Here is a 23566-nt window from a genome sequence, read left to right as displayed (position 1 = left end):
CGATTATACCTGTTTCGTTTCGGCAGGGTAGGTGTAACGCTGTTCAGACGGCATTTGCCATTGTTGCAGCAGTTCTTGCAGGACGCTTTTTTGCCCGTATCCGTTGTTTATGGCTTCTTGCAGGTAGCGGCAGGCTTTTTCTTTGTCCGGCCCGACACCGTGTCCGCTGTAATGGATGCAGGCGAGGTTGTAGAACGCCATACTGTCTTTTTGCGCGGCGGCTTGTTCAAACCATTTGCGGGCTTTGCCGTAGTCGGCGGCTATGCCCTGTCCGAAGTAGTACATACTGCCCAGATTGGTTTGGGCTTTGCTGTGTCCGAGTTCTGCGGCTTCTGTGTAGAGTTTGAGCGCGGCTGCGTATTCGGGCACGCATTGTAATCCGTAATGCAGGGCTTGGGCTTTTTGGTAAAGCTGTTCTGCCCTTTGGCGTTTGATGGCGGAATCTTTGATACCGCTATATTGCTCAGGATGGTTTAACGCGCTGTCGGACATGAGTTTCTGATGTGCGGTAAGGCTGCCAGCTTCGGCTGCCTGCCGGTAATAATGCAGGGCTTTTTCTTTATCGGAAGTCATGCCCAATCCGTAGCGGTAGATGTCGCCCAGTATCCGCAAACCTTCGGGATGGCGTTCGGCTGCGGCTGCTTCGGCATGATGCAGGGCATGTTTGTGGTTTCTTTCCAGATGCTTGCCTTGTAGGTAGATGTCGGCCAGTGCGGCATGGGCATCGGGGTCATTTTCCTGTGCCGCCTGTTGGAACCGGTAAACGGCTTCATCGGGAGCCGTAGGTAGGATGAGTTCGGCAAGCGGGGTGTAGGCGGGAATGTATCCTTGTTGCGCGGCGGCGCGCAAATGATTGACGGCCTGTGCCGTGTCGACTTTCGTCCCTTGCCCGAAACGATATTGCAGCCCGAGCTGCCAATGTGCCTCCGGCAAGCCTTGTGCCGCCGCTTTTCGGTAGAGCAGGTGCGCCGTTTCAAAATCCGGCGGTGTGCCGTACCGGCAGTATTGGGCAAGCAGGTATTGCCCGTGGGGGTTGTTGTTTTTTGCGCTTGTTTTTGCCCATTTCAGGGCTTCTTCAAAATGCAGGGACGCATACAGCAGGTACATCAGGCGGACTTGTGCTTCAGGCAGCCCTTCCTCTGCTAATGGCCTGTAAAGCGATATCAAGGTTTCCGGGCGCACGCCTTCCAATTCTTGGATATATGCTAGATTGTAACGCGCGTAGGGATGTCCCTGTTCGGCGGCGATGCGGAGCATTTCCATACCTTGTTCGCGGTCTTGGTAGGGGCTGTCCGCGTTCATCAGGTGTTTTGCCAACTCGAATGCGGCGGCGGGATGACCTGCCGAGGCCGCTTCTGTCAGCAGTCGGCGGACTTCGGTAAAGTTATATTGTTCTTGAGACAGGCGTTCCAAGGCCTGCCGATAGGGTAAGTCGGGATTGTTCATGTCAGATCGTTTTCCGTTTTGTCGAATCATCGTTATGTGTTATGAAGTTAGGTTTATATCGGCACGCCGGCCTGCTGTATCATATTTTTACAGGCGGTTTTTGCTTTGGCGGCATACTAATGCAGATGATTATAAATGGTTTCCGCCAATGCCTTGCTGATGCCTTCCACTTGTTCCAAGTCCTCGCGGCTGGCTGCAATCACGCCGCGCAGGCCGCTGAAGCGGGTGAGCAGGGCTTGGCGGCGTTTGCTGCCTACGCCGGGGATGTCGCTGAGGGACGAGGTAACGCGGGCTTTGTCGCGTTTTTTGCGGTGGCCGGTGATGGCGAAACGGTGTGATTCATCGCGCACGGTTTGCAGAAGGTGCAGGGCGGGGCTGTTGGGCGGCAGGCGGAAGGTTTCGCCGGTGAACGGGAGAATGAGTTCTTCCATGCCGGCTTTGCGCTCAGGGCCTTTGGCGATGCCGACCAAGGGAATGTGCAGCCCGAGTTCTTCCCATACGGACACGGCGATGCCGATTTGTCCTTTGCCGCCGTCAATCAATACGACATCCGGCCATTTTACGGTCTCGCCGTTGGCTTCGGCTTCCTGCATTTTGCCGTAACGGCGCGTCAACACTTCGCGCATGGCGGCGTAGTCGTCGCCGGGCTTGGCGGTCGTGATGTTGTAGCGGCGGTATTGCGAAGGCTGGATGTTTTGCTCATCGTACACAACGCAGGACGCAATAGTGGCTTCGCCTTGGGTGTGGCTGATATCGAAACATTCAAGGCGGTTGAGGCCGTCTGAATCCATGCCGAGGATTTTGGACAGTTCATCAATACGGTGTTGTTGGCTGCTTTGTTGCAGGCGGCGTTGGGCAATCGCCATTTGTGCGTTTTGCTCCGCCATTTTCAACCAGACTTTGCGTTCGCCTATGGTTTTGGTAACGAACTGCATTTGTTTGCCGTGTTCGCTCTCTAGGGCTTCTTTCAATGCGTCGGGCATGGGGAAGTTGCTGATGATGATGTCGGGTTTGCTTTTGCTCAGATAGTGTTGGGCGACGAAGGCTTCGGCATAGTCTTGCCCGTTTGGCTCGGGATCGTTTTTGGTGTCGGGGAAGAAACTTTTGTCTCCGACGTGCCGTCCGCCGCGTATGCTGACCCAGTGTACGCAGACGATGCCGTCTGAAACCGCCAGTGCGAGCAAATCGATATCGTTGGGATTGTTCGGATTTTTACTGTCGATAAACTGATTACTCTGCATAATGCCGAGTGCTTGGATTTGGTCGCGATAACGGGCGGCTTCTTCAAATTGCAGATTCGCGGCGGCGGTCTGCATTTTGTGTTGCAGGGTGCGGGTCAGTTCGTCGGTTTTGCCGTTGAGGAAAGTGGCGGCTTCACGCACGCTGTCTTGGTAGTCTTCTTCGCTGATGTGTCCGACGCAGGGCGCGGTGCAGCGTTTGATTTGGTACAGCAGGCAAGGGCGGTCGCGGTGTTCGAACACACTGTCTTCGCAGGTACGCAGCATAAAGACTTTTTGCAGGATTTGGATGCTGTCGCGCACAGCGTTGCTGTTGGGATAAGGGCCGAAGTATTGGTTGGGCTTTTTCAGCGTGCCGCGGTAATACGCCATTTGCGGATATTGATGGCCGCTGAGCATCAGATAAGGGTAGCTTTTGTCGTCGCGAAAAAGGATATTGTATTTCGGCGACAAGGCTTTGATGAAGTTGTTTTCGAGAATCAGGGCTTCGGCTTCGGAACGCGTGATGGTGGTTTCGATGTGGCGAATCTGTTTCACCATCAATGCGATGCGCGGCGAATGGTCGTTTTTTTGGAAATAGCCGGACACGCGCCGCTTGAGGTTGACCGCTTTGCCGACGTATAAGACCTTGCCGCCTTCGTCGAAAAAACGGTACACGCCCGGCAGCTTGGGCAGGTTTTTGAGGAAGAGCGGGATGTCGAATTGTTCCGGAGAACGGGTTTCTGTATTCATATCAATTATTTGAAAAACGGCTTCAGACGGCATATTACCATATCGCTGGAGGCAGCCTTATCCGTTCGGACAAGGCCGCAGGGCGGTTACATGCTGCTAATCGATTTTTACCCGTTTCAGGCGCAAGGCATTGCTCAACACGGAAACCGAGCTTGCCGCCATTGCCGCGCCTGCGATGACGGGATTTAAAAAGCCGAGTGCGGCAAGCGGGATGCCCAAAATATTGTAGAAGAAGGCGAAAAACAGGTTTTGCTTGATGTTTTTTAAAGTCGCCTGCGATACCGACAGCGCATCGGCGAGCTGGTTGACCGAATGTTGCATCAGCGTGGCGGACGCGGTGTGTTCGGCAACGTCCGCACCGCCTTTCATGGCGAAACTGACGTTGGCGGCGGCGAGCGCGGGCGCGTCGTTGATGCCGTCGCCGACCATCGCCACGGTTTTGCCGACGGCTTTGAGTTTCTGCACTTCGGCGGCTTTGTCGCGCGGACTCATATTACCGAAGGCGTGTGCGATACCCAGTTGTTTGGCAACATATTCGACCGTGCCTTGGTTGTCTCCACTCATGATGTAAACGTCGATGCCGTGTTTTTTCAGACGGCCTATGGCTTCGGCGGTATCGGCTTTCAACGCGTCGGCAAGTGCGAATGCGCCGATAGGTTTGTTGTCAACTGAGACTGCAACAATGCTTGCAATGTCCCAAACGCCGTCTGAAAACTTCGGCAAGGCCAGTTCGGCAAATTCGGCTTTGCCTGCTTTCACCAAGCCCACGCCTTCCACTTCGGCGGTAATGCCTGCGCCGACAATGGTTTGTGCGTTTTGTGCGATGGGGATTTCCAAACCGCGCGCTTGGGCGGCGGAAACGATGGCGCGGGCGAGCGGATGAGCGGCGTTTTGTTCGACGGCAGCGGCGATGCGGTACAAAGCGTCTTCGTCAAAGCCGCTGTCGGGAACACAATAAACGGCGGCAACCTGCGGTTTGCCTTCGGTCAGCGTGCCGGTTTTGTCCAACACAACGGCATCGACGTGGGCGGCTTCTTCCATCGCCGCCGCGTCTTTAAACCAAATGCCGTGTTTCACCGCTTTGCCCATGCCAACCATAATCGCGGCGGGCGTCGCCAAACCGAGTGCGCACGGGCAGGCAATCACCAAAACGGCGACGGCGTGCATCAATGCGAGCGTCCAATCGTCCTTAATCAGCCAAGTAGCGATAAAAGTCAAAAGCGCGATGCCCACAACGGCAGGCACGAACACTGCCGCCGCTTTATCGGCCACGCGCGCAATCGGTGCTTTACTGCCTTGCGCTTCAGAGAGTGCGTTCATCATGTCGCCGAGCAGGGTTTGGCTGCCGAGCTGCGTAGCGCGGTATACCACGCTGCCTTCGGTCATCAGCGCACCTGCCAACACTTTGCCGCCCACCTTTTTCTCTTCGGGATTGGATTCGCCGGTGAGGTGGCTCTCGTCCGCCCAACCGCTGCCGCTTTCAATGATTCCGTCGGCGGCAATACGTTCGCCATGGTTGGCGCGGATAAGGTCGCCGATTTGCACTTGGTCGATGGGCAGTTGTTCCCATTTGCCATCGCGTTGCACGTTGACTTGGGTCGGCGTGAGTTTGAGCAGCAGGCTCAAGCTGTTCAGGCTGGATTTTTTAGTGCGGTGTTCCAAAAACTTACCCAGCGACACAAAACCGATCACCATCACGCCTACTTCAAAATACACATGCGCCATGCCGTGTGCCGCATGCGGACTGAAAAACAGCATATAGACGGAATACAGGTAAATCGAGACCGTGCCGATGGTAACCAGCACGTCCATATTCGCCAGCCCGCCTTTAATGCTCGCCCACGCGCTTTTGTAAAACGGGATGGCCAGCCAAAGCTGTACCACGCTTGCCAATGCAAACTGCAACAAGGGCGACAACATCCAATCGTGCCGTGTCCAATTCAGCCCTTTTAGCATCATCCCTACCATACCGATAAGGAACGGAATATTGATTGCCAGCAAAAGCCACAGCCGCCAGCTTACATGCGTTGTTTCTTCGGGCTGTGGCAGCGCGTCTTCCGTCTTTTCTTTTGCGCCGTAACCGGTTTTCTCAATGATTTTGGCAATGTCGGCTGCGGAGATTTTGCTGTCGTCAAACGTAACCTGCGCTTCCTCGCTGGCGAAGTTCACCCCCGCCGATTCGACAAAATCTTTTTTGTTCAACACTTTTTCAATGCGCGAAGCACATGCCTGGCAGGTCATGCCTTCGATTTGGAAACGGATTTTTTGTTGCATAAGTTTGATTCCTGCTTTGATGTTCAGACGGCGGTCAAGGCTGCGGGATGCCGTCTGAACACCGATATGGTCAAAATTTCTCAAACGCGCCGATAATTCGAGTAGAATCCGAAAACTTGACACAGCAAAGGAAAAACAATGTCCCAACACCGCAAACTGATTATTTTGGGTTCCGGCCCCGCCGGATACACCGCCGCTGTCTATGCCGCGCGCGCCAATTTAAACCCCGTCATTATTACAGGTATCGCGCAAGGCGGGCAACTGATGACCACCACCGAAGTGGACAACTGGCCTGCCGATGCCGACGGCGTGCAAGGGCCGGAATTGATGGCGCGGTTTCTCGCCCACGCCGAACGTTTCGGAACAGAAATCATTTTTGACCAAATCAATGCTGTCGATCTGCAAAAACGCCCGTTCGCACTCAAAGGCGATATGGGCGAGTACACTTGCGATGCCTTGATTGTCGCCACCGGCGCGTCCGCCAAATACCTTGGTTTGCCGAGTGAGGAAGCGTTTGCAGGGAAAGGTGTTTCCGCCTGCGCCACCTGCGACGGTTTCTTCTACAAAAACCAAGATGTTGCCGTAGTCGGCGGCGGCAATACGGCAGTTGAGGAAGCACTCTACCTTGCCAATATCGCCAAAACCGTTACCCTGATCCACCGCCGCAGCGAGTTCCGCGCCGAAAAAATCATGATCGACAAACTGATGAAACGCGTAGAAGAGGGCAAAATCATCCTCAAGCTGGAAAGCAATCTGCAAGAAGTCTTGGGCGACGATCGGGGCGTAAATGGCGCATTATTAAAAAACAACGATGGTTCTGAGCAACAAATTGCCGTCAGCGGCATCTTTATCGCCATCGGGCACAAGCCGAATACCGATATTTTCAAAGGGCAGTTGGAAATGGACGAAGCCGGCTACCTGAAAACAAAAGGCGGTACGGCGGACAATGTCGGTGCAACCAATATCGAAGGCGTATGGGCGGCGGGCGACGTAAAAGACCATACCTACCGCCAAGCGATTACCAGCGCGGCTTCCGGCTGTCAGGCGGCTTTGGACGCGGAACGCTGGCTGGGCAGCCAAAACATTTGAATGCCGTCTGAAACCGAAATTTTCGGCGGAATGCAAGTTTTTCGTACCAAATCCTTGATTCTGTCGGCAAACCCCAATATAATGCCCATTCTTTGAACCTTGCCTTCTGCTTTCGCATGGCGGAAGGCTGTTTTTACCATCCATAAGGAGATAACATGCGTCATTACGAGATCGTGTTTATCGTTCATCCTGATCAAAGCGAGCAAGTGCCCGCTATGGTTGAACGTTACAAAACCATGATTACCGAGGCAAACGGTAAGATTCACCGTCTGGAAGATTGGGGTCGCCGCCAGCTGGCTTACCCGATTAACAAAATCCATAAAGCACATTATGTTTTGATGAACATCGAAACCACTCCCGAAGTGGTTGAAGAGTTGGAAACCGCGTTCCGTTTCAATGATGCGGTATTGCGTCATCTGACCATCAAAACCAAACACGCCGTTACCGAAGCATCCCCTATGTTGGGTGGTGAAAAGGCTAAGAACCTGCTGAGCGGTGCGTCTGAAGAAGCGGCTGCCCAATAATTGGGATTCAATAATCTTGTTTCGCTTGCCGCGTTAATTGAAAAGGTTTTCCCTATTCGATATACGCCTGCCGGAATCTCTGTCTTAGATATTATTTTAAAGCATGAATCATGGCAGAAAGAAAATGGGCAGCAATGTCTTGTCCAATTGGAAATTCCGGCACGGATTTTAGGCAGGCAGGCGGAAGAGTGGCAGTATCGGCAAGGTGTATATGTTCACGTCGAAGGTTTTTTAGCTCAAAAAAGCAGACGTTCCCAGATGCCGATGCTCAGAATACAAAATATTAAAGAATATAAAGGTTAAACGACAATGGCTCGTCAATCATTCAAACGTAGAAAATTCTGCCGTTTTACGGCTGAAAAAATCCAAGAAGTCGATTACAAACAAGTTGATTTGCTGAAAGACTTTATCTCTGAAAACGGTAAAATCATTCCTGCCCGCATCACAGGAACGAAGGCATTCTACCAACGCCAATTGGCTGTTGCCGTAAAACGCGCACGTTTCTTGGCACTCCTGCCTTATACCGACCAACACAAATAATTTTGGAGTTTAAATCATGCAAATTATTCTGTTAGAAAAAATCGGCGGTCTGGGCAACTTGGGCGACATCGTTACTGTAAAAAACGGTTATGCCCGCAACTTCTTGATTCCTGCTGGTAAGGCAAAACGTGCTACTGAAGCAAACATGAAAGAGTTTGAAGCACGCCGCGCAGAACTGGAAGCCAAACAGGCTGAAATTTTGGCAGATGCCCAAGCCCGTCAGGAAAAACTGGACGGCCAAACCATTACCGTTGCCCAAAAAGCCGGTGTGGACGGTCGTCTGTTCGGTTCCGTTACCAATGCTGACATTGCGGCTGCAATTGTTGCGACCGGCATCGAAGCCGTGAAAGCAAATGTACGTTTGCCGAACGGTCCTCTGAAAGCCGTTGGCGAGTACGAAGTGGAAGTGGCTTTGCACACTGATGCCGTTGCTAAAATTACCGTTGCCGTCGTTGCTGCAGCCGAGTAATTGAAATTATCAGATGCCGTCTGAAATCCTGCCGATTATCGGAATGTGGTTTCAGACGGCATTTGTTTTGTTTTCCGTATGTTCTGCAAAAATCGGGACGGTTGTTTTTATTTGCCTGAGGTCTTTGCGGAAATAGTTTGTTAACGAAATTTGACGCATAAAATGCGCTAAAAAATATTCAATTGACAAAAACTTTTCTGATTTTGAGAAATCTATGAAAATCAGGGAATTATTTATTTTGAAAATGGTATCGGGCATAAAGTTTGGCTGTATTTCAATATGCTGCTGATAAGCATACTTCGTTCCGGAATATTCAATAGGATAACTTCCTGACTGATCGAAAAACCATGGTTTTTTTCCCTTGCAAACAGTTGAAATCAACGGATTGTCAAAATACATCCTAAAAATTTAATAACTTATATGATTGTAAAGGTTGCGGCTTGTATGCCGGTCATTATGGCGGAAATACCGTTTGGGAGACAGCCGCATCGCGTGGAGTCGGTACGGCAGACGATGTGCCGATGCCTTCGGGCGTTAAGGCGGGGTAATCGGCAGTTTGGAAAAAGGCAATGGAATCTGTGGGTAGAAGAAGTTAAGGGGAAAAGTCGGGCGTACGGTCAGGTTGTCTGTCCTCTTGTCGGAACAGGAGGCAGGGCAGCTTTATTCTGATTAATTGCTTGTGTAAACGGTAAAAAGGTTTTTTCGTGTGTTTTAAAGCAGGTTGTACAGCATTTTTCCGGCAATCAAAAGCAACATAATGCCGAAGGATTTTTTGAGTTTGGCAGAAGAAAGTTTGTGGGCGGTTTTGATACCGAGCGGGGCAAAGGCAATGGTTGCCGCGCTGAGGACGGCAACGGCGGGCAGGTAAAGGAAGCCCAGCGACCCTTCGGGCAATCCTGCAATATTCAGGCCGTTGACCAGATACGATATTGCGCCGGAGAGTGCAATCGGCCAGGCAAGGCCGGATGATGTGCCGATGGCTTTATGGGCGGGGAAGCCGCAGTGGATTAAGAAGGGGACGGAAAGTGAACCGCCGCCTATGCCGACCCAACTCGACATTGCGCCGAACAGTGTGGAAACCGCAGTCAGCCCGGGCAGCGGGCGGGATGCCGTCTGAGGGCCGGTATGTAGTGTTTTGAATGCGACGGCGGTTAAAAACAGGATGAAGAAAATTTGAAGCCCGAACGCGGGGATATATTTTGCGGAGAGTGCGCCCGCGAATACGCCGAATATCATACCCGGCATCATCGCAAATACGGTTTTCCAGTCGACCGCCTGTTTTTTGTGCTGCCCCAACATACTGGAAAAGGCGGTGAAGACCATGACGGCGAAGGATGTGCCGACGGCGAGGTGTTGCGCGTAAGGATGTTGTGCCAAACCCTGCAAATCAAGCACCCATAAAACGACAGGGACAATCAGCGTGCCGCCGCCTACACCGAACAGGCCGGCGATAAAACCTGCCGCACTGCCTACGGCAAGCAGGATTAAGATAATGTCCCAATGCCACATTTAATCCGCCTTTCTGCGTTTTTTCCAAAATCGGCGTGCCGCCATAATGTAGCCGGACAGGCTGTATCCGAGAAAGAACAGGAAGAGGACGAGCGACGGTTCCCAAGTAACCAGAAGCAGCAGTAAGACGGCAAGCAGCATTCCGACAAAGGGGACTTGTCTGCGGATGTTGATTTCTTTAAAACTCCAAAAAGGGATTTGGACAATCATCGACAGGCCGGCAAACAGTGTGATACCCAATGCCCACCAGTGGACGGCGGGGAATTTTTCGACGCTGTGGTTGACCCAAATCAGCCCGACAATCAGCGCGGCGGCAGTCGGACTGGGCACGCCGATAAACCAGCGTTTGTCCACTTTGCCGATAAGCGTGTTGAACAGCGCGAGGCGCAGGGCGGCGCAGGCGCAGTAGATGAAGGCGACGGAATAACCGATTTTGCCGAACTGCCAAAGCTGCCATTTGTAGGCAATCAGCGCGGGGGCAACGCCGAAGCTGACCATGTCGGCAAGGCTGTCGAGCTGCTCCCCGAACGCGCTTTGGCTGTTGGTCAGCCGCGCCACGCGCCCGTCCATGCCGTCCAGCAGCATGGAGATGAATACCGCGATGGCGGCGGTTTCATAACGTCCGTGCATGGATTGGGTGATTGCGTAAAACGCGGAAAACAGCGCGGCGATGGTAAAGGAGTTAGGTAGCAGGTAAATACTGTTTTGACGCAGAGAGCGTTGCGGGGTGTTTGGCGGGATTTCCATAGTTGAAGTGTCTCACGGACGTGGAGAATTGATGTTCGGATTATAACGCAAACGCTTATCGAACAATACGCCCTGCCGATTTAAGCCTCTGATAAGATGTTTGCATGAAAGGCGGAAACAGAAGCCACGGGCGGATTTGCCATTGCTATCGGTAATGTCAGCAAGTCCAACTCGATTAGAAGTACGGTATTGGATCCGAACTCAACCATTGACGATAAATCTGACAGCAGCCTTTTGTTGGGTAATAGTGCGACCATTACAAAAAGTGCAAATTCGGTTGCATTCGGTCTGCTCTTTAAAATCGAAAATTCACAAAATGCCGTTGCGTTTGGTCGAAGCACAAATGCAACAAATGCCAATAGAGGGGTGCAATCGGTTCAACGTCGACGGTTTTATCTGAAAACGGCGTTGCAGCAGGTGCGTTCTCCGAAGTAAAAAACTCGGAAAGTGCCATCGTATTGGGTAAAAGTGCCAATGCAAAAAGATGCTGACAATGTGATGGCATTGGGTACTGATGCCACTGTTTCGGCTGAAAACGCCGTAGCGGTCGGTAACGGTGCCAATACCGGTGGCAAAAATACCGTTGCTGTCGGTGCAAGCTCAAGAGCAACCAAAGAAAGCGGTGGCATTGCCATCGGTTTATCCGCCCGTACAAAGGCGATTTTGCTAACGCAATCGGTTACAAATCACGTGCAGGAGGCGAACACGCAAGTGCTTTCGGCACAGGCAGCACCGCTACCGCAGAAGGCGGCTCAGCGTTGGGTTCACATTCCAAAACCTCGGTTGCCGGTAATGTTTGGGGATACGATCTGCTGAAAAGTGCGGCTCAAACCCAAGATGATTTGATCGGCGGCAATAACGTTACTGCTGATGATGCTGCCGTTCAAGAATTGGCAACGTTGAAAGCCGGCAGCAGCGAAGTGGCAACGGAAAACAACTTTAAAACCGTCTTCAACAAGTTTTATGAGTTTAAAGACGGCTTGAAAACCGAATCCGATACAACGGATACCGACAAAACCATCGTTATCCTCGGTAAAGACGACCTGAAAAATAATCCTGATTTTAAAGGGGATAAGGGCGATAAATGCGACGAGGGTGCAGACGGCAAGTCGGCGTTTGAAATTTGGAGAGAACTGTAGGGAAATACCGGCAAAACCGAAGCCGATTTTGCTGCTGCATTGAAGGGTGAAAAAAGGTGATAAGGGCGATAAAGGTGAATCCGGTCAGGACGGTTCACCCGGAAAATCGGTTAAGGTGGCTTCAGACGGCAGAGGCAACATCCGTGTCGAAGAGAAGGCAGACCATATCGAAATTTCGCTGAATCCGAAACTTGGCAATCTTGAGACAGGTTGTGTGTTTCGGGGGCGGCCAAAGCGGTTTCCTTATCTGCATGAATGGCGATGTCCCAAACGTTCATTTCCGTAAAGGTTTTGGCTGTTCCTTTTTCTTCCTCGTATTTTCCGGCGATCAGCCGCAAACTTCCTGCACCTTCGGGAATCGCAGCAACGGGAATGGCGGCTTTGGCAAGGTGTAGGTAGCGGGGCGGAGTGTTCTTGTATCGGTGGGCAGATTGACCCCAAGCTGTACCATTTCAAAAAGCCCGCCTGTTTTGTTGAAGCGTTCGGAATGGAATTCTTCATGGATGATGCCGGAATCGGCAGTCATCCATTGCACACCGCCTCAGCCGCTTGAGTCGCGGTGTGCGGCTTCGCCGCGATAGGCGATGGTTACGGTTTTAAAATCTTTGTGGGGGGGGGAGACACCTCGGGGGGCGGTTCGGATTGGGTGCAAGTTCATAAGGTACGACATAGTCGAGCATTAAAAACGGATTCGTTCCCCTGTCGTCGCCCATGTGGGAAAACAGAGACCGGACAGGGAAGCCGTCGCCTACCCGGTGTTGCCTGTCGTTACGGTAGGTTTGTCTGACATTTTTCATGATGTATTCCTTTTTTAGTGTTATGCCTCTTGAACGCTTTTTCAGACGGCATTTGAAGTGTTATTATGGGGTATACATGGGGCGTGCGGTATGCGGATGCCTGCCGTAAACGGCAATCCGTTTCGGAAGGCTAAACCGGCAAAGCAGGGATGTATTCTGTCTTTTTGTTTATAATGCGACAGAATTTGGACGAACCGTCGGGAATTTATCATGATGAAAAAGATACTGGCAGTATCGGCACTATGCCTGATGACTGCGGCGGCACGGGCTGCCGATACTTACGGCTATCTCGCCGTTTGGCAGAATCCGCAGAATGCGGACGATGTTTTGCAGGTTAAAACCACAAAAGAAGATTCGACGAAAAGCGAAGCGTTTGCCGAGTTGGAAGCCTTTTGCAAAGGTCAGGACACGCTTGCGGGCATTGCTGAAGACGAGCCGACCGGATGCCGGTCGGTCGTGTCGCTGAACAATACCTGTGTCGCGCTGGCATACCCGAAAGCCTTGGGCGCGCTGCGTGTCGACAACGCCGTCGTGATTACTTCTCCGCGTTTTACGAGCGTTCATCAGGTCGCACTCAACCAGTGCATCAAAAAATACGGCGCACAGGGACAATGCGGCTTGGAAACAGTGTATTGCACGTCTTCTTCTTATTACGGCGGGGCTGTGCGCTCCTTAATTCAAAATCTCAAATAAAACGGAAAATGCCGTCTGAAGGATGTTCAGACGGCATTTCCATATCGACGGTCAGGATTCTTTCGGATCGGGCAGCAGGCTGTTCAACACAATGGCAAGTACGGCGCACAAGCCCACGCCGGCAAAGCTGAAACTGCCCAATTTGAGCGTCATGCCGCCGATGCCCGTAGTCAGTACCGAGCTGACGATGACCAGGTTTTTCGGCAGCATCAAATCGACTTTGGCATCAATCAGGGTTTTGATGCCCAAAGAAGCAATCGTGCCGAACAGCAGCAGCATAATGCCGCCCATCACGGGCATCGGAATGGAAGCCAAAAACGCATTGAATTTGCCGAAAAACGCCATGCAGACGGCAAAAACCGCCGCCCAAGTCATGATGACGGGGTTACTGTTTTTGGTAATCATCACCGCACCCGTTACTTCGCCGTAGGTCGTAACCGGTGGGCCGCCGATCAGACCGGCAATGCACACGCCCAAGCCGTCGCCTGCAAGGGTTTTGTCCAAGCCCGGGTCTTTCGTATAGTCTTTCCCCGTTACATTGCCGATTGCCATGATGCCGCCGATGTGTTCGATGGCGGGGGCGACGGCAACGGGCAGCATAAACAGTGCTGCCTGCCAGTTGATCTGAGGCGTTTCAAAATGGGGAACGGCGAACCAGGGCGCGTGTGCAATGCTTGCCGTGTCCACCAGTCCCATCAGCAGTGCCAAAACATAACCCGAAGCGACACCGATCAAGATGGGAATCAGCTTCATCATCCTGCTGCCGAAAACCGATACGATGGCGGTAACGGCAAAGGTAAAGCCGGAAAGAATCAGTGAATCGGTATAGTCGATGACCTGTTTGCCGTCCGCCTGACCCATTGCCATGCTGCTTGCCGCCACGGCAACAGACAGACCGATGACCATGATGACGGGGCCGATGACGACCGGAGGCAGCAGTTTGTGTACCGCCGCCAGTCCGCGCCAACGGATCAGCGCGGCAAACACAAAATACATAAAGCCGGCGGCAAACAGTCCGAACATGGTGGAAGGCAGCCCCCATTCGCCGACGGAGTAGATAATCGGTGCGATAAAGGCAAACGAAGAACCGAGAAAAATCGGCACTTTGCGTTTGGTTGTGATTTGGAATAGCAGCGTTCCCAAGCCTGCGCCCAAAAGCGCAAGAGCCGGATTCAGACCGGTCAGCAGGGGAACCAGCACCATTGCGCCGAATGCCACAAATAAAATCTGCGCACCGGAAACGGCAAGTTTCAGTTGGTTCATACCATCTTCTTTCAGTCGGTTCAAACGGCACGGATTATACTGGTTTGCCGAGGGTCTGCGTAAAAATACATACGTCGGGCAAAGATATGCCGTCTGAAAGGCAACGTCTGTCTGTTGCAGGATGAAAGCAAGGATGAAAGCAGGAGAAATGGAGTATAATCCGACACTTTCCATATTCAATCCGCAAGCCGTCCGGCTTCCTTATTTCAGACGGCATTTTCCGGTAATACGGCATGACAGAAAAATCCCATAAAAAAACAGCAAAAGGCAGGGCGGGAAGCCCGTCCCCAACGTCCGCACGCAACAAGAAAGCCGACAACGGCGCACGGGGCAATAAAGTTTCCGAGCGGCTCAAGGCGGTCAAAGAGTTGCAGAAAACCGAAACCAAAAAGGCGCGTCCCGAACATGTCGTCAACCTTATCGGCGACGCACTGTGGCTGATGGGTTTGGCGGCAACCTTGTATTTGGCGATTTCCCTGATTAGTTTCGATATGGGCGATCCGTCTTGGTCGCACAGTTCGCCGGTTGTGGAAGATGTCGCCAATTGGGGCGGACTGTTCGGCGCATATGTTGCCGATGTCGGCTATTATCTTTTCGGCTGGTCATTCTGGTGGTGGATAGCGGCTGCCTGCGTCGTGCTGTATAAAAATTTCCGTCTGCACGCAAAACGGACGGAAAACGAGGCATACAACCACAAAATCGCTGCCGCCGCGCTGTTTGTCCTGACGGTCTTCAGCCCCGTCTTGGAGTATTTTGTGCTGGGCGGAAAATATGCCGACTCCCTGCCTGTCGGAGCAGGCGGTATGGTCGGCATACGCGTCGGCGCAGTGTTTGCGTGGCTGTTGGGGAGATCGGGCAGCCTGCTGATTATCCTGGTTGTTCTGCTGTTGTCGTTGTCCCTGCTGGTGCAGATTTCATGGCTGGAATTTTTGAACGGTGCGGGCAGGGCGGTTCAAAACCGCCTGAGTGCCTTATCCGGCAAGGTCATGGCTTTAGGAAAACGCCGGACGAATACCAAAACAGACGGTGTCGATACCCAAAATACACGGCGTATGGTGAAAGAAGCCAAGAATATTACGGCCAAACCTGTTATTCCCCTCGAAGGCAGCAGCAGCAACCGAAAATCTGTTTCCGTTTCCGTTGCGCCGCCGCCTAAAATCCAACCTTCGCTGTTTGAAGACAATGAAGTACAGCAGAACGGCGAATACCACAAGCCTACATTGAACCTATTGCGGATTCCCGACAGCGAGCCGGTCAGCATCAATCCCGCCGAATTGGAAAATACAGCTGAACTGATCGAATCCAAACTGGCAGAATTCGGCATCGGCGTAGAAGTCGTATCCGCCACATCCGGCCCCGTCATCACGCGCTACGAAATCGAACCTGCGCAAGGCATAAAAGGCAGCCAAATTGTTGCCTTGTCGAAAGATTTGGCACGCTCTATGTCGTTGCAATCCGTGCGTATCGTCGAAACCATCGCCGGGAAAAACACGATGGGCATCGAGTTGCCCAACGACAAACGCCAAGACGTGATGTTGAGTGAAATCTTGTCATCGCCCGTGTTTGCCGAAGCCAAATCTAAGCTGACCGTCGCATTGGGCAAAGACATTGCCGGTACCCCCGTTGTCGGCGACTTGGCGAAAATGCCGCACCTTTTGGTCGCCGGCATGACCGGTTCGGGTAAATCTGTCGGCGTGAACGGCATGATTATGTCTATGCTTTTCAAAGCTACACCCGAAGAAGTCCGCTTCATTATGATAGACCCGAAAATGCTCGAGTTGAGTATTTACGACGGCATTCCGCACCTGCTCTGTCCCGTCGTTACCGATATGCGCGAAGCGGGGCAGGCGTTGAACTGGTGCGTCGCCGAAATGGAAAAACGCTACCGCCTGCTCTCGCACGCCGGTGTACGCAATTTAGACGGTTTCAACAAGAAAATCGAAGATGCCAAAGCCGCAGGCAAACCCCTGCTCAATCCGTTCAGCCTGACCCCCGACAGCCCCGAGCCTTTGGAAAAACTGCCGATGATCGTGGTTGTTATCGACGAACTTGCCGACCTGATGATGACGGAACGCAAAGCTGTCGAGCAGCAAATCGCCCGTCTCGCCCAAAAAGCGCGCGCCGCCGGTATCCATATGATTGTCGCCACCCAACGTCCCAGCGTCGATGTCGTTACCGGCTTGATTAAGGCGAACATTCCGACGCGTATGGCGTTTACCGTACAAAGCAAAATCGACAGCCGCACCATTCTTGACCAGATGGGTGCGGACGAGCTGTTGAAATACGGCGACTCACTGTTCCTACAACCGGGCAGTGCCGAGCCTACCCGACTGCAAGGCGCGTTTGTTTCAGATGACGAAGTTCATCAAGTCGTCAACTATGTCAAGTCGCAAGCCCACGCCGACTATATCGAAGGCTTGCTCAGCGGGGAAGCCGCACTGGAAACCACCAATATCGTCAATCCGAATGCGGGAAGCGACGAATTGTTCGACCAAGCCGTTGCCTACATTTTGGAAAGCAAAAAAACTTCCATCTCTTCCCTGCAACGTCAGTTGCGCATCGGCTATAACCGCGCAGCAAACCTGATGGAAGCACTCGAAAATGCAGGTGTCGTTTCCCCTGCCGATATGAATGGCAGCCGTAAGATTTTGGCGCACAAGGACCATTTATAGCCCGTATCGCAAAATGCCGTCTGAACGGCGGAATTGGCGTTTCAGACGGCATATTATGTTTCAGGCGGAACATTGTGATATACTTGCCAGCTAAAATTTCCCCTTTGCGGCAATGCGGTTCAAATATCCGTACCGTTGCGCTGTTTGCTTCCCCATGCAGGGAAGAAGGTTTACCATTTTATCAACACAACAAATTTAAGGGCTTATGATGAGCGTAACTGTTGAAACTTTAGAAAATCTGGAACGCAAAGTAGTGTTGTCTCTGCCTTGGTCGGAAATCAACGCAGAAACCGATAAAAAACTGAAACAAACCCAACGCCGTGCCAAAATCGACGGTTTCCGTCCGGGCAAAGCACCTTTAAAAATGATTGCCCAAATGTACGGTGCAAGCGCGCAAAACGACGTGATCAACGAGCTGGTGCAACGCCGCTTCTACGATGTTGCCGTCGCCCAAGAGTTGAAAGTGGCAGGCTATCCACGTTTTGAAGGCGTTGAAGAACAAGACGATAAAGAGTCTTTCAAAGTTGCCGCCATTTTTGAAGTGTTCCCCGAAGTCGTTATCGGTGATTTGTCTGCACAAGAAGTCGAAAAAGTAACCGCTTCCGTCGGCGATGCCGAAGTGGACCAAACCGTAGAAATCCTGCGAAAACAACGCACCCGCTTCAACCATGTCGAACGCGAAGCCCGAAACGGCGACCGCGTCATCATCGACTTTGAAGGCAAAATCGACGGCGAACCTTTTGCCGGCGGCGCATCCAAAAACTACGCCTTCGTATTGGGCGCAGGTCAAATGCTGCCTGAATTTGAAGCCGGCGTAGTCGGCATGAAGGCGGGCGAAAGCAAAGACGTTACCGTCAATTTCCCTGAAGACTACCACGGTAAAGATGTTGCCGGTAAATCCGCTGTCTTCACCATCACATTGAACAACGTGTCTGAAGCTATTTTGCCTGAAGTTGATTCCGATTTTGCTAAAGCATTGGGTATTGCTGACGGCGACGTGGCCAAAATGCGCGAAGAAGTGAAGAAAAATGTCAGCCGCGAAGTGAAACGCCGCGTAAACGAACAAACCAAAGAATCTGTAATGAACGCGCTGCTCAAAGCCGTAGAGCTGAAAGTGCCTGTTGCTTTGGTCAATGAAGAAGCCGCCCATTTGGCAAACGAAATGAAACAAAACTTCGTCAACCAAGGCATGCCCGATGCCACGAACTTGGATTTGCCTTTGGATATGTTCAAAGAACAAGCCGAACGCCGCGTGTCTTTGGGTCTGATTTTAGCCAAACTGGTTGACGAAAACAAACTGGAACCGACTGAAGAGCAAATCAAAGCCGTTGTCGCCAACTTCGCAGAAAGCTACGAAGATTCTCAAGAAGTAATCGACTGGTACTACGCAGAGCCTTCCCGCCTGCAAGGCCCGACTTCTTTGGCAGTAGAAAGCAACGTCGTTGATTTCGTTTTGGGCAAAGCCAAAGTAAATGAAAAAGCTTTGTCTTTTGACGAAGTGATGGGCGCGCAAGCCTGATTATCCTGAAAATGCCGTCTGAAGGCAGTTTTTGAAAGCACCGAAGCCGCTTTTAAAGCCCGCTTTGGTGCTTTTCCATCATGAAAGGAGACGAAATGTCTTTTGATAACTATCTTGTCCCTACCGTTATCGAGCAGAGCGGTCGCGGTGAGCGTGCATTCGATATCTATTCCCGGCTTTTGAAAGAGCGCATCGTATTCTTGGTCGGACCGGTAACCGACGAGTCCGCCAATCTGGTGGTTGCCCAACTGTTGTTTTTGGAAAGTGAGAATCCGGATAAGGATATTTTCTTCTATATTAACTCGCCGGGCGGTTCGGTAACGGCCGGTATGTCGATTTACGACACCATGAATTTCATCAAGCCCGATGTATCGACTTTGTGCTTGGGGCAGGCGGCAAGTATGGGCGCGTTCTTATTGTCGGCAGGCGAGAAAGGCAAACGTTTTGCCCTACCCAACAGCCGGATTATGATTCACCAGCCTTTAATCAGCGGCGGTCTGGGCGGTCAGGCATCCGACATTGAAATTCACGCACGCGAACTTTTAAAAATCAAAGAAAAACTCAACCGCCTGATGGCGAAACATTGCGACCGCGATTTGGCAGATTTGGAACGCGACACCGACCGTGATAATTTCATGTCTGCCGAAGAAGCCAAAGAATATGGTTTGATTGACCAGATTTTGGAAAACCGCGCTTCTTTGCGGCTTTAATAAAAGAAACCTGAGAGAAACCGATGCCGTCTGAAACGTTCAGACGGCATTTGTTTCAAGCTGCGTTTGATATGGTATCGATACCGTCATCCACGGGACGGAAGAAGGATTTGGAGTTTTTTAAAGGATCCCCGTTCCCGCCTGTGATGGACGGATGCCGTCTGAAAGCCGAATGGGGCAGCAGTTTTTGCAAGGGCGCGACACCCGCATCCGCCTGAATCTGCCGGTACGGTTATTGAGAAAAGACAAGGGCAGGAAGCGGTATCCCGCCTTCCTTATTTATACCTGCAATTCATCTCCGTATTTGCCGATTGTATTTTCATATTGCGCCTCCATTCCTTATCGGTTTAAAAAATGCCTTTTCCAATGGGATGGGTTTTATATCAATGAAAATAAACGGTTTTTATTTAAAAATAGCCAAGGTAGGCTGGCGGTTGGATTTTATAGGGAGTGTATCGGGATAACCTTCCCTTGATGGCGTTTGAGTCCGTTCTCCCCATAATTGGTTTTGACATACTCTTCAACAATAGCCAGAAATTCCGTTGCAATGTTGTCGCCTTTCAGTGTTATTTTGCGCTCCCCATCTACATAAACCGGCGCGACGGGTGTTTCCCCCGTACCGGGCAGGCTGATGCCGATGTCGGCCAATTTGCTTTCTCCGGGGCCGTTGACGACACAGCCCATCACGGCAACGTTCAGGGATTCAACCCCAGGATAAAGGGTACGCCATATAGACATTTTTTGGCGCAGGTAATTTTGAACATCTTGTGCCAGCTCTTGAAAAACGGTACTGGTGGTGCGACCGCAGCCGGGACAGGCAGTAACCATCGGCGTAAACGAGCGCAAACCCATAGTCTGTAAAATCTCTTGCCCGACGACGACCTCCTGAGTACGCGGGCTGCCCGGCTCCGGAGTGAGTGAAATGCGGATGGTGTCGCCGATTCCTTCTTGAAGCAAGACGGATAATGCCGCTGTTGATGCGACAATACCTTTGCTGCCCATACCGGCTTCGGTCAAACCCAAATGCAGCGGATAGGCGCAACGGCTGCCCAGTTCGCGGTAAACCTGAATCAGGTCTTGAACCGCGCTGACTTTGCACGACAGGATAATTTTGTCTTCGGGCAGTCCCAATAGAACGGCTTTTTCGGCAGATTCCAAAGCGGAGACAATCAGTGCTTCCTTCATCACTTCTTCGGGCGGTTTCGGCGCGGAAGAAGCGAGGTTGGCATCCATCATGCGTTTGGCGAGGCTCTGATCCAAAGAACCCCAGTTTACGCCGATGCGGACGGCTTTATCGTTTTCGGCAGCAGTCCGAATCATAAAGGCAAATTTTTCATCGCCTTTTGCACCTTTGCCGACATTGCCGGGATTGATGCGGTATTTGGACAGGGCTTTTGCACACTCGGGAAATTCCGCCAACAGGCGTTCGCCGTTGAAATGGAAATCGCCAATCAGTGGTGTGGTATAGCCCATATCGTCCAAGCGGCGGCGGATTTCGGCAACTTTGGACGCGGCTTCGGGGCTGTTGACGGTAATCCGCACCATTTCTGAGCCGGCATCACTCAATTCCTTAATCTGCAATGCGGTGGCTTTTGCATCGGCAGTGTCGGTGTTGGTCATAGATTGGATAACGACGGGTGCTTCTGAACCGACGGTAATATGATCGATGCGGACTTGATGCGTCTTGCGGCGTTGGAGTGTGTTCATATGGTTTGAATCTGTTTATTGACCGGTGAGGACGGTTTGCAATTCTTCCGAGTAGGGGAAATTTGCCTGCAATTGTGCTTCATATTCGTATGCCGCCTGCGCGTTGCCGAGGGCTTTGGCAATTTTCCAGCCAAGCAGCAAATCATCGGCCTGAAGGACTTCTACCCTGCTTTGGTATTTTTTAAAGTAGTAATCGGCATCGCCCAACTGCCCGGCCAGCATTTTGGTGCGCGCCAGTTCTTTAAATGCGGGGGGGAACTGCGGCTGCGAGGCGAGCGAGCGTTCCAAATAGGCTTCCGCCAATCCGAATTGCCCCTGTTTGGCACTGCATATGCCTTTATTCAGGTTGGCAATATAAGGGGTCGGGTAGGTGGGGTCGGCCAAGGCTTTGTCGAAATATGCCATAGATTCGGCAGGGCGGTTGAGCCTGCCGCACAGGAACCAGCCGTAGTTGTTGTTGATTTCGGCGCTGTCGGGTTTGATGGAGAGGGCTTGCCGGAAACTTTCCTGCGCCTTGTCGTTAACTTTCAGGTATTGATAGATTTCGGCACGAACCAGCCAAGCAAGCTCGTTTTTAGGGTCAGATTTCAAGGCATCTTCAATACTTGCCGTCGCCTGACGGTAGTCCTGACCGCGCATATATTCCATTGCCAACTGGGTTTTGATATTGGAAACCTGATTGGCTTTTTCTGCCCGCGAGGGGCGGTAGGAAGTGCTGCACGCGCCCAAGGCAAGGACAAGCAATAAAGAGATTCGTTTGGATAGCTTAAAAGGCATAATTACCCCTGTTGTCCGATTAAAATCTGCTGCCATTTTTGTTGGCGGCGTGTTTTATCCCGAACCTGACCTGCCAGCTGTCCGCAGGCGGCATCGATGTCGTCGCCGCGCGTTTTTCGTACGGTAACGACAAATCCTGCCTGCTGCAAAATATCGCGGAACACACGGATGTTCTCATTGCTGGAGCGTTCGTATCCGGAGTTTGGGAAGGGATTGAACGGAATCAGATTGAACTTGCAGGGAACATCTTTGACCAGTTCGATCAGTTCGCGCGCATGTTGCGCCTTATCGTTTATTCCGTCCAACATGACGTATTCGAAAGTGATGAAATCCCTGGGTGCTTTGACCAGATAGCGTTGGCAGGCCGCCATCAGTTCTTTCAAGGGATATTTTTTGTTCAGCGGTACGATTTGGTTGCGGACTTCGTCATTGGAAGCATGGAGGGAAACCGCCAAAGCCACCGGCATGACATCGCGCAACCTGTCCATTTGGGGAACCATACCCGAAGTGGAAACCGTTACGCGGCGGCGGCTCAAACCGTATCCGTGGTCGTCCAGCATGATGCTCAAGGCGGTAACGACATTGTCGAAGTTCGCCATCGGTTCGCCCATACCCATCATCACTACATTGGAAATTACGCGTTCGTTTTTCGGTGTAACGCCCATTGCTTTGTTTGCCCACCACAATTGCCCGATAATTTCGGCAGCGGTCAAATTGCGGTTGAAGCCCTGCCGGCCGGTCGAGCAAAATGTACATTCCAAAGCGCAGCCGACTTGCGAGGAAATGCAGAGCGTGCCGCGATCCGATTCGGGGATGAAGACGGTTTCCACGCCGTTGCCTGTCCCAACATCCAAAAGCCATTTTCGAGTGCCGTCTGAAGATTCTTGAGACATCATCAGCTTGGGAATTTCGATGCTTGCCTGTTCGTTCAGTTTATGGCGCAGGGATTTTGCCAAATCGGTCATTTCGTCAAAATTTTGCGCGCCGGATTGGTGCATCCAACGCATAACCTGTTTGGCACGGAAAGGTTTTTCGCCCATATCGGCAAAATGTCGGGTCAGCCCTTGGAGGTCGTAGTTGAGCAGATTGGTTTTCATGTGTTTGTGTTTTTCTTAAATTAAGGCTTCAAATAAAAAATTGCAGGGCAGGCAAGTTTGATTTGAAGCCTTTTGCAACAGGGTTTTCAGACGGCATGGATATATTTTATGCCGTCTGAAGAGGAGTTGTGCGGTGTATTGTATCAACGGGGGCAGATTTCGGTTTGGCTGAAAAAGTAGGCAATTTCCAAAGCAGCATTTTCCACGCTGTCGGAACCGTGTACGGCATTGATACTGACCGATGTGGCAAAGTCCGCGCGTATCGTGCCTTCGGCGGCTTCGGCGGGATTGGTCGCCCCCATCAGTTCGCGGTTTTTCAGGACGGCGTTTTCGCCTTCCAGTACTTGAATCATAACCGGGCCGCCGGTCATAAACTCAACCAATCCGGCATAGAAGGGGCGGTCTTTGTGAACGGCATAAAATTCTTGGGCTTCTTTGAGGGTAAGCTGCTTCATTTTGGCGGCAACGATTTTTAGACCGTTCTCCTCAAAGCGGCTGTATATTTTGCCGATAACGTTTTTGCCGACGGCATCGGGTTTGATGATGGAGATGGTACGTTCAATCGCCATGCTATATCCTTATTTTTACTTAAGAAGAATCAAATCGGTATTCTATCAAAAAAAT

General features: G+C 51.7%; 23 protein-coding genes and 1 pseudogene. 13 read left to right on the top strand and 11 right to left on the bottom strand.

Annotated elements, in window-relative coordinates; translation table 11 throughout:
• Positions 1 to 3 precede the first annotated feature (3 nt).
• The 3 genes from Q3O12_RS00995 to Q3O12_RS00985 form a co-directional block, all read right to left on the bottom strand.
• The gene (locus Q3O12_RS00995; protein ID WP_301668920.1) at positions 4 to 1446 is read right to left on the bottom strand and encodes a tetratricopeptide repeat protein; all 1443 of its coding nucleotides are present in this window, start codon (positions 1444 to 1446) and stop codon (positions 4 to 6) included.
• 116 nt (positions 1447 to 1562) lie between these two features.
• Positions 1563 to 3449 carry an excinuclease ABC subunit UvrC gene (uvrC, locus tag Q3O12_RS00990; protein ID WP_301668919.1) on the bottom strand — a complete coding sequence of 629 codons (1887 nt, stop codon included), beginning with the start codon at positions 3447 to 3449 and terminating at the stop codon, positions 1563 to 1565.
• 63 nt (positions 3450 to 3512) lie between these two features.
• Complete coding sequence (locus Q3O12_RS00985; RefSeq protein ID WP_301668943.1) at positions 3513 to 5690, bottom strand: heavy metal translocating P-type ATPase; 2178 nt, start codon at positions 5688 to 5690, stop codon at positions 3513 to 3515.
• Positions 5691 to 5828: 138 nt separating this feature from the next.
• On the opposite strand from Q3O12_RS00985, the gene trxB reads away from it, so the two are divergent.
• From trxB to rplI, 5 genes are all read left to right on the top strand, one after another.
• Positions 5829 to 6779, top strand: coding sequence for a thioredoxin-disulfide reductase (trxB, locus tag Q3O12_RS00980; protein WP_003710105.1), 951 nt, complete (start codon positions 5829 to 5831; stop codon positions 6777 to 6779).
• Positions 6780 to 6934: 155 nt separating this feature from the next.
• A complete protein-coding gene (gene rpsF / locus Q3O12_RS00975) occupies positions 6935 to 7303 on the top strand; it encodes a 30S ribosomal protein S6 (RefSeq protein ID WP_002232587.1) in 369 nt (122 codons plus the stop codon).
• Complete coding sequence (priB, locus tag Q3O12_RS00970; RefSeq protein WP_301668917.1) at positions 7304 to 7606, top strand: primosomal replication protein N; 303 nt, start codon at positions 7304 to 7306, stop codon at positions 7604 to 7606.
• Positions 7607 to 7612: 6 nt separating this feature from the next.
• Positions 7613 to 7843, top strand: a complete 231-nt coding sequence (gene rpsR, locus Q3O12_RS00965) for a 30S ribosomal protein S18 (protein WP_002213306.1) — start codon at positions 7613 to 7615, stop codon at positions 7841 to 7843.
• A 16-nt stretch (positions 7844 to 7859) separates the two neighbouring features.
• The gene (rplI, locus tag Q3O12_RS00960) at positions 7860 to 8312 is read left to right on the top strand and encodes a 50S ribosomal protein L9 (protein ID WP_301668915.1); all 453 of its coding nucleotides are present in this window, start codon (positions 7860 to 7862) and stop codon (positions 8310 to 8312) included.
• A 711-nt stretch (positions 8313 to 9023) separates the two neighbouring features.
• On the opposite strand, the gene Q3O12_RS00955 is transcribed toward rplI, so the two are convergent.
• Entirely contained in the window at positions 9024 to 9821 is a 798-nt protein-coding gene (locus Q3O12_RS00955) for a sulfite exporter TauE/SafE family protein (RefSeq protein ID WP_301668913.1), read from the bottom strand.
• Positions 9822 to 10568 carry a CDP-diacylglycerol--serine O-phosphatidyltransferase gene (gene pssA, locus Q3O12_RS00950; RefSeq protein ID WP_301668912.1) on the bottom strand — a complete coding sequence of 249 codons (747 nt, stop codon included), beginning with the start codon at positions 10566 to 10568 and terminating at the stop codon, positions 9822 to 9824.
• Between the two features lie 189 nt (positions 10569 to 10757).
• On the opposite strand from pssA, the gene Q3O12_RS00945 reads away from it, so the two are divergent.
• Genes Q3O12_RS00945 through Q3O12_RS00935 form a run of 3 tightly spaced genes read left to right on the top strand, consistent with a single transcriptional unit; the run spans position 10758 to position 11707 of the window.
• Positions 10758 to 11003, top strand: a complete 246-nt coding sequence (locus Q3O12_RS00945; protein ID WP_301668911.1) for a hypothetical protein — start codon at positions 10758 to 10760, stop codon at positions 11001 to 11003.
• A gap of 39 nt (positions 11004 to 11042) precedes the next feature.
• On the top strand, positions 11043 to 11384 hold the full coding sequence (locus Q3O12_RS00940) for a hypothetical protein (protein ID WP_301668910.1): 342 nt from the start codon (positions 11043 to 11045) through the stop codon (positions 11382 to 11384).
• Complete coding sequence (locus Q3O12_RS00935; protein ID WP_301668909.1) at positions 11327 to 11707, top strand: hypothetical protein; 381 nt, start codon at positions 11327 to 11329, stop codon at positions 11705 to 11707. Before Q3O12_RS00940 ends, Q3O12_RS00935 begins: the two co-directional genes overlap by 58 nt.
• Before the next feature lie 203 nt (positions 11708 to 11910).
• Here the strand turns inward: Q3O12_RS00935 and Q3O12_RS10735 are convergent.
• Positions 11911 to 12504 (bottom strand): annotated as a pseudogene (locus Q3O12_RS10735) (pirin family protein); the annotation flags it as partial.
• 210 nt (positions 12505 to 12714) lie between these two features.
• Here Q3O12_RS10735 and Q3O12_RS00920 point away from each other — a divergent pair.
• A complete protein-coding gene (locus tag Q3O12_RS00920) occupies positions 12715 to 13197 on the top strand; it encodes a DUF4189 domain-containing protein (protein ID WP_301668905.1) in 483 nt (160 codons plus the stop codon).
• Positions 13198 to 13248: 51 nt separating this feature from the next.
• Here Q3O12_RS00920 and Q3O12_RS00915 read toward each other — a convergent pair whose 3' ends face one another.
• Positions 13249 to 14460, bottom strand: a complete 1212-nt coding sequence (locus Q3O12_RS00915; protein WP_301668904.1) for a uracil-xanthine permease family protein — start codon at positions 14458 to 14460, stop codon at positions 13249 to 13251.
• 233 nt (positions 14461 to 14693) lie between these two features.
• On the opposite strand from Q3O12_RS00915, the gene Q3O12_RS00910 reads away from it, so the two are divergent.
• From Q3O12_RS00910 to Q3O12_RS00895, 4 genes are all read left to right on the top strand, one after another.
• Positions 14694 to 17132, top strand: coding sequence for a DNA translocase FtsK (locus tag Q3O12_RS00910; protein WP_301668902.1), 2439 nt, complete (start codon positions 14694 to 14696; stop codon positions 17130 to 17132).
• 208 nt (positions 17133 to 17340) lie between these two features.
• Positions 17341 to 18651 (top strand): trigger factor, encoded by a 1311-nt coding sequence (gene tig / locus Q3O12_RS00905; RefSeq protein ID WP_301668942.1) that lies wholly within the window; start codon positions 17341 to 17343, stop codon positions 18649 to 18651.
• 95 nt (positions 18652 to 18746) lie between these two features.
• Positions 18747 to 19361 (top strand): ATP-dependent Clp endopeptidase proteolytic subunit ClpP, encoded by a 615-nt coding sequence (gene clpP, locus Q3O12_RS00900; RefSeq protein ID WP_002225167.1) that lies wholly within the window; start codon positions 18747 to 18749, stop codon positions 19359 to 19361.
• A 154-nt stretch (positions 19362 to 19515) separates the two neighbouring features.
• Positions 19516 to 19836 (top strand): hypothetical protein, encoded by a 321-nt coding sequence (locus Q3O12_RS00895; protein WP_196428164.1) that lies wholly within the window; start codon positions 19516 to 19518, stop codon positions 19834 to 19836.
• Here the strand turns inward: Q3O12_RS00895 and ispG are convergent.
• The 4 genes from ispG to ndk all read right to left on the bottom strand — a co-directional run bounded on the left by ispG (position 19803) and on the right by ndk (position 23511).
• Positions 19803 to 21068, bottom strand: a complete 1266-nt coding sequence (ispG, locus tag Q3O12_RS00890) for a flavodoxin-dependent (E)-4-hydroxy-3-methylbut-2-enyl-diphosphate synthase (RefSeq protein WP_301668901.1) — start codon at positions 21066 to 21068, stop codon at positions 19803 to 19805. The two genes, Q3O12_RS00895 and ispG, sit on opposite strands and share 34 nt — an antisense overlap.
• A gap of 15 nt (positions 21069 to 21083) precedes the next feature.
• A complete protein-coding gene (pilW, locus tag Q3O12_RS00885) occupies positions 21084 to 21845 on the bottom strand; it encodes a type IV pilus biogenesis/stability protein PilW (protein WP_301668900.1) in 762 nt (253 codons plus the stop codon).
• A gap of 2 nt (positions 21846 to 21847) precedes the next feature.
• Positions 21848 to 22942, bottom strand: coding sequence for a dual-specificity RNA methyltransferase RlmN (gene rlmN / locus Q3O12_RS00880; protein WP_301668898.1), 1095 nt, complete (start codon positions 22940 to 22942; stop codon positions 21848 to 21850).
• Positions 22943 to 23085: 143 nt separating this feature from the next.
• The gene (ndk, locus tag Q3O12_RS00875) at positions 23086 to 23511 is read right to left on the bottom strand and encodes a nucleoside-diphosphate kinase (RefSeq protein ID WP_014573969.1); all 426 of its coding nucleotides are present in this window, start codon (positions 23509 to 23511) and stop codon (positions 23086 to 23088) included.
• Positions 23512 to 23566 lie beyond the last annotated feature (55 nt).

The sequence above is a fragment of the Neisseria benedictiae genome, assembly GCF_958267435.1.
In the GTDB taxonomy this organism is placed as follows: Bacteria; Pseudomonadota; Gammaproteobacteria; order Burkholderiales; family Neisseriaceae; genus Neisseria; species Neisseria bergeri.
The sequence above is the reverse complement of the archived record's forward strand: the minus strand, read 5'-3'. Positions and strand labels throughout refer to the sequence as shown.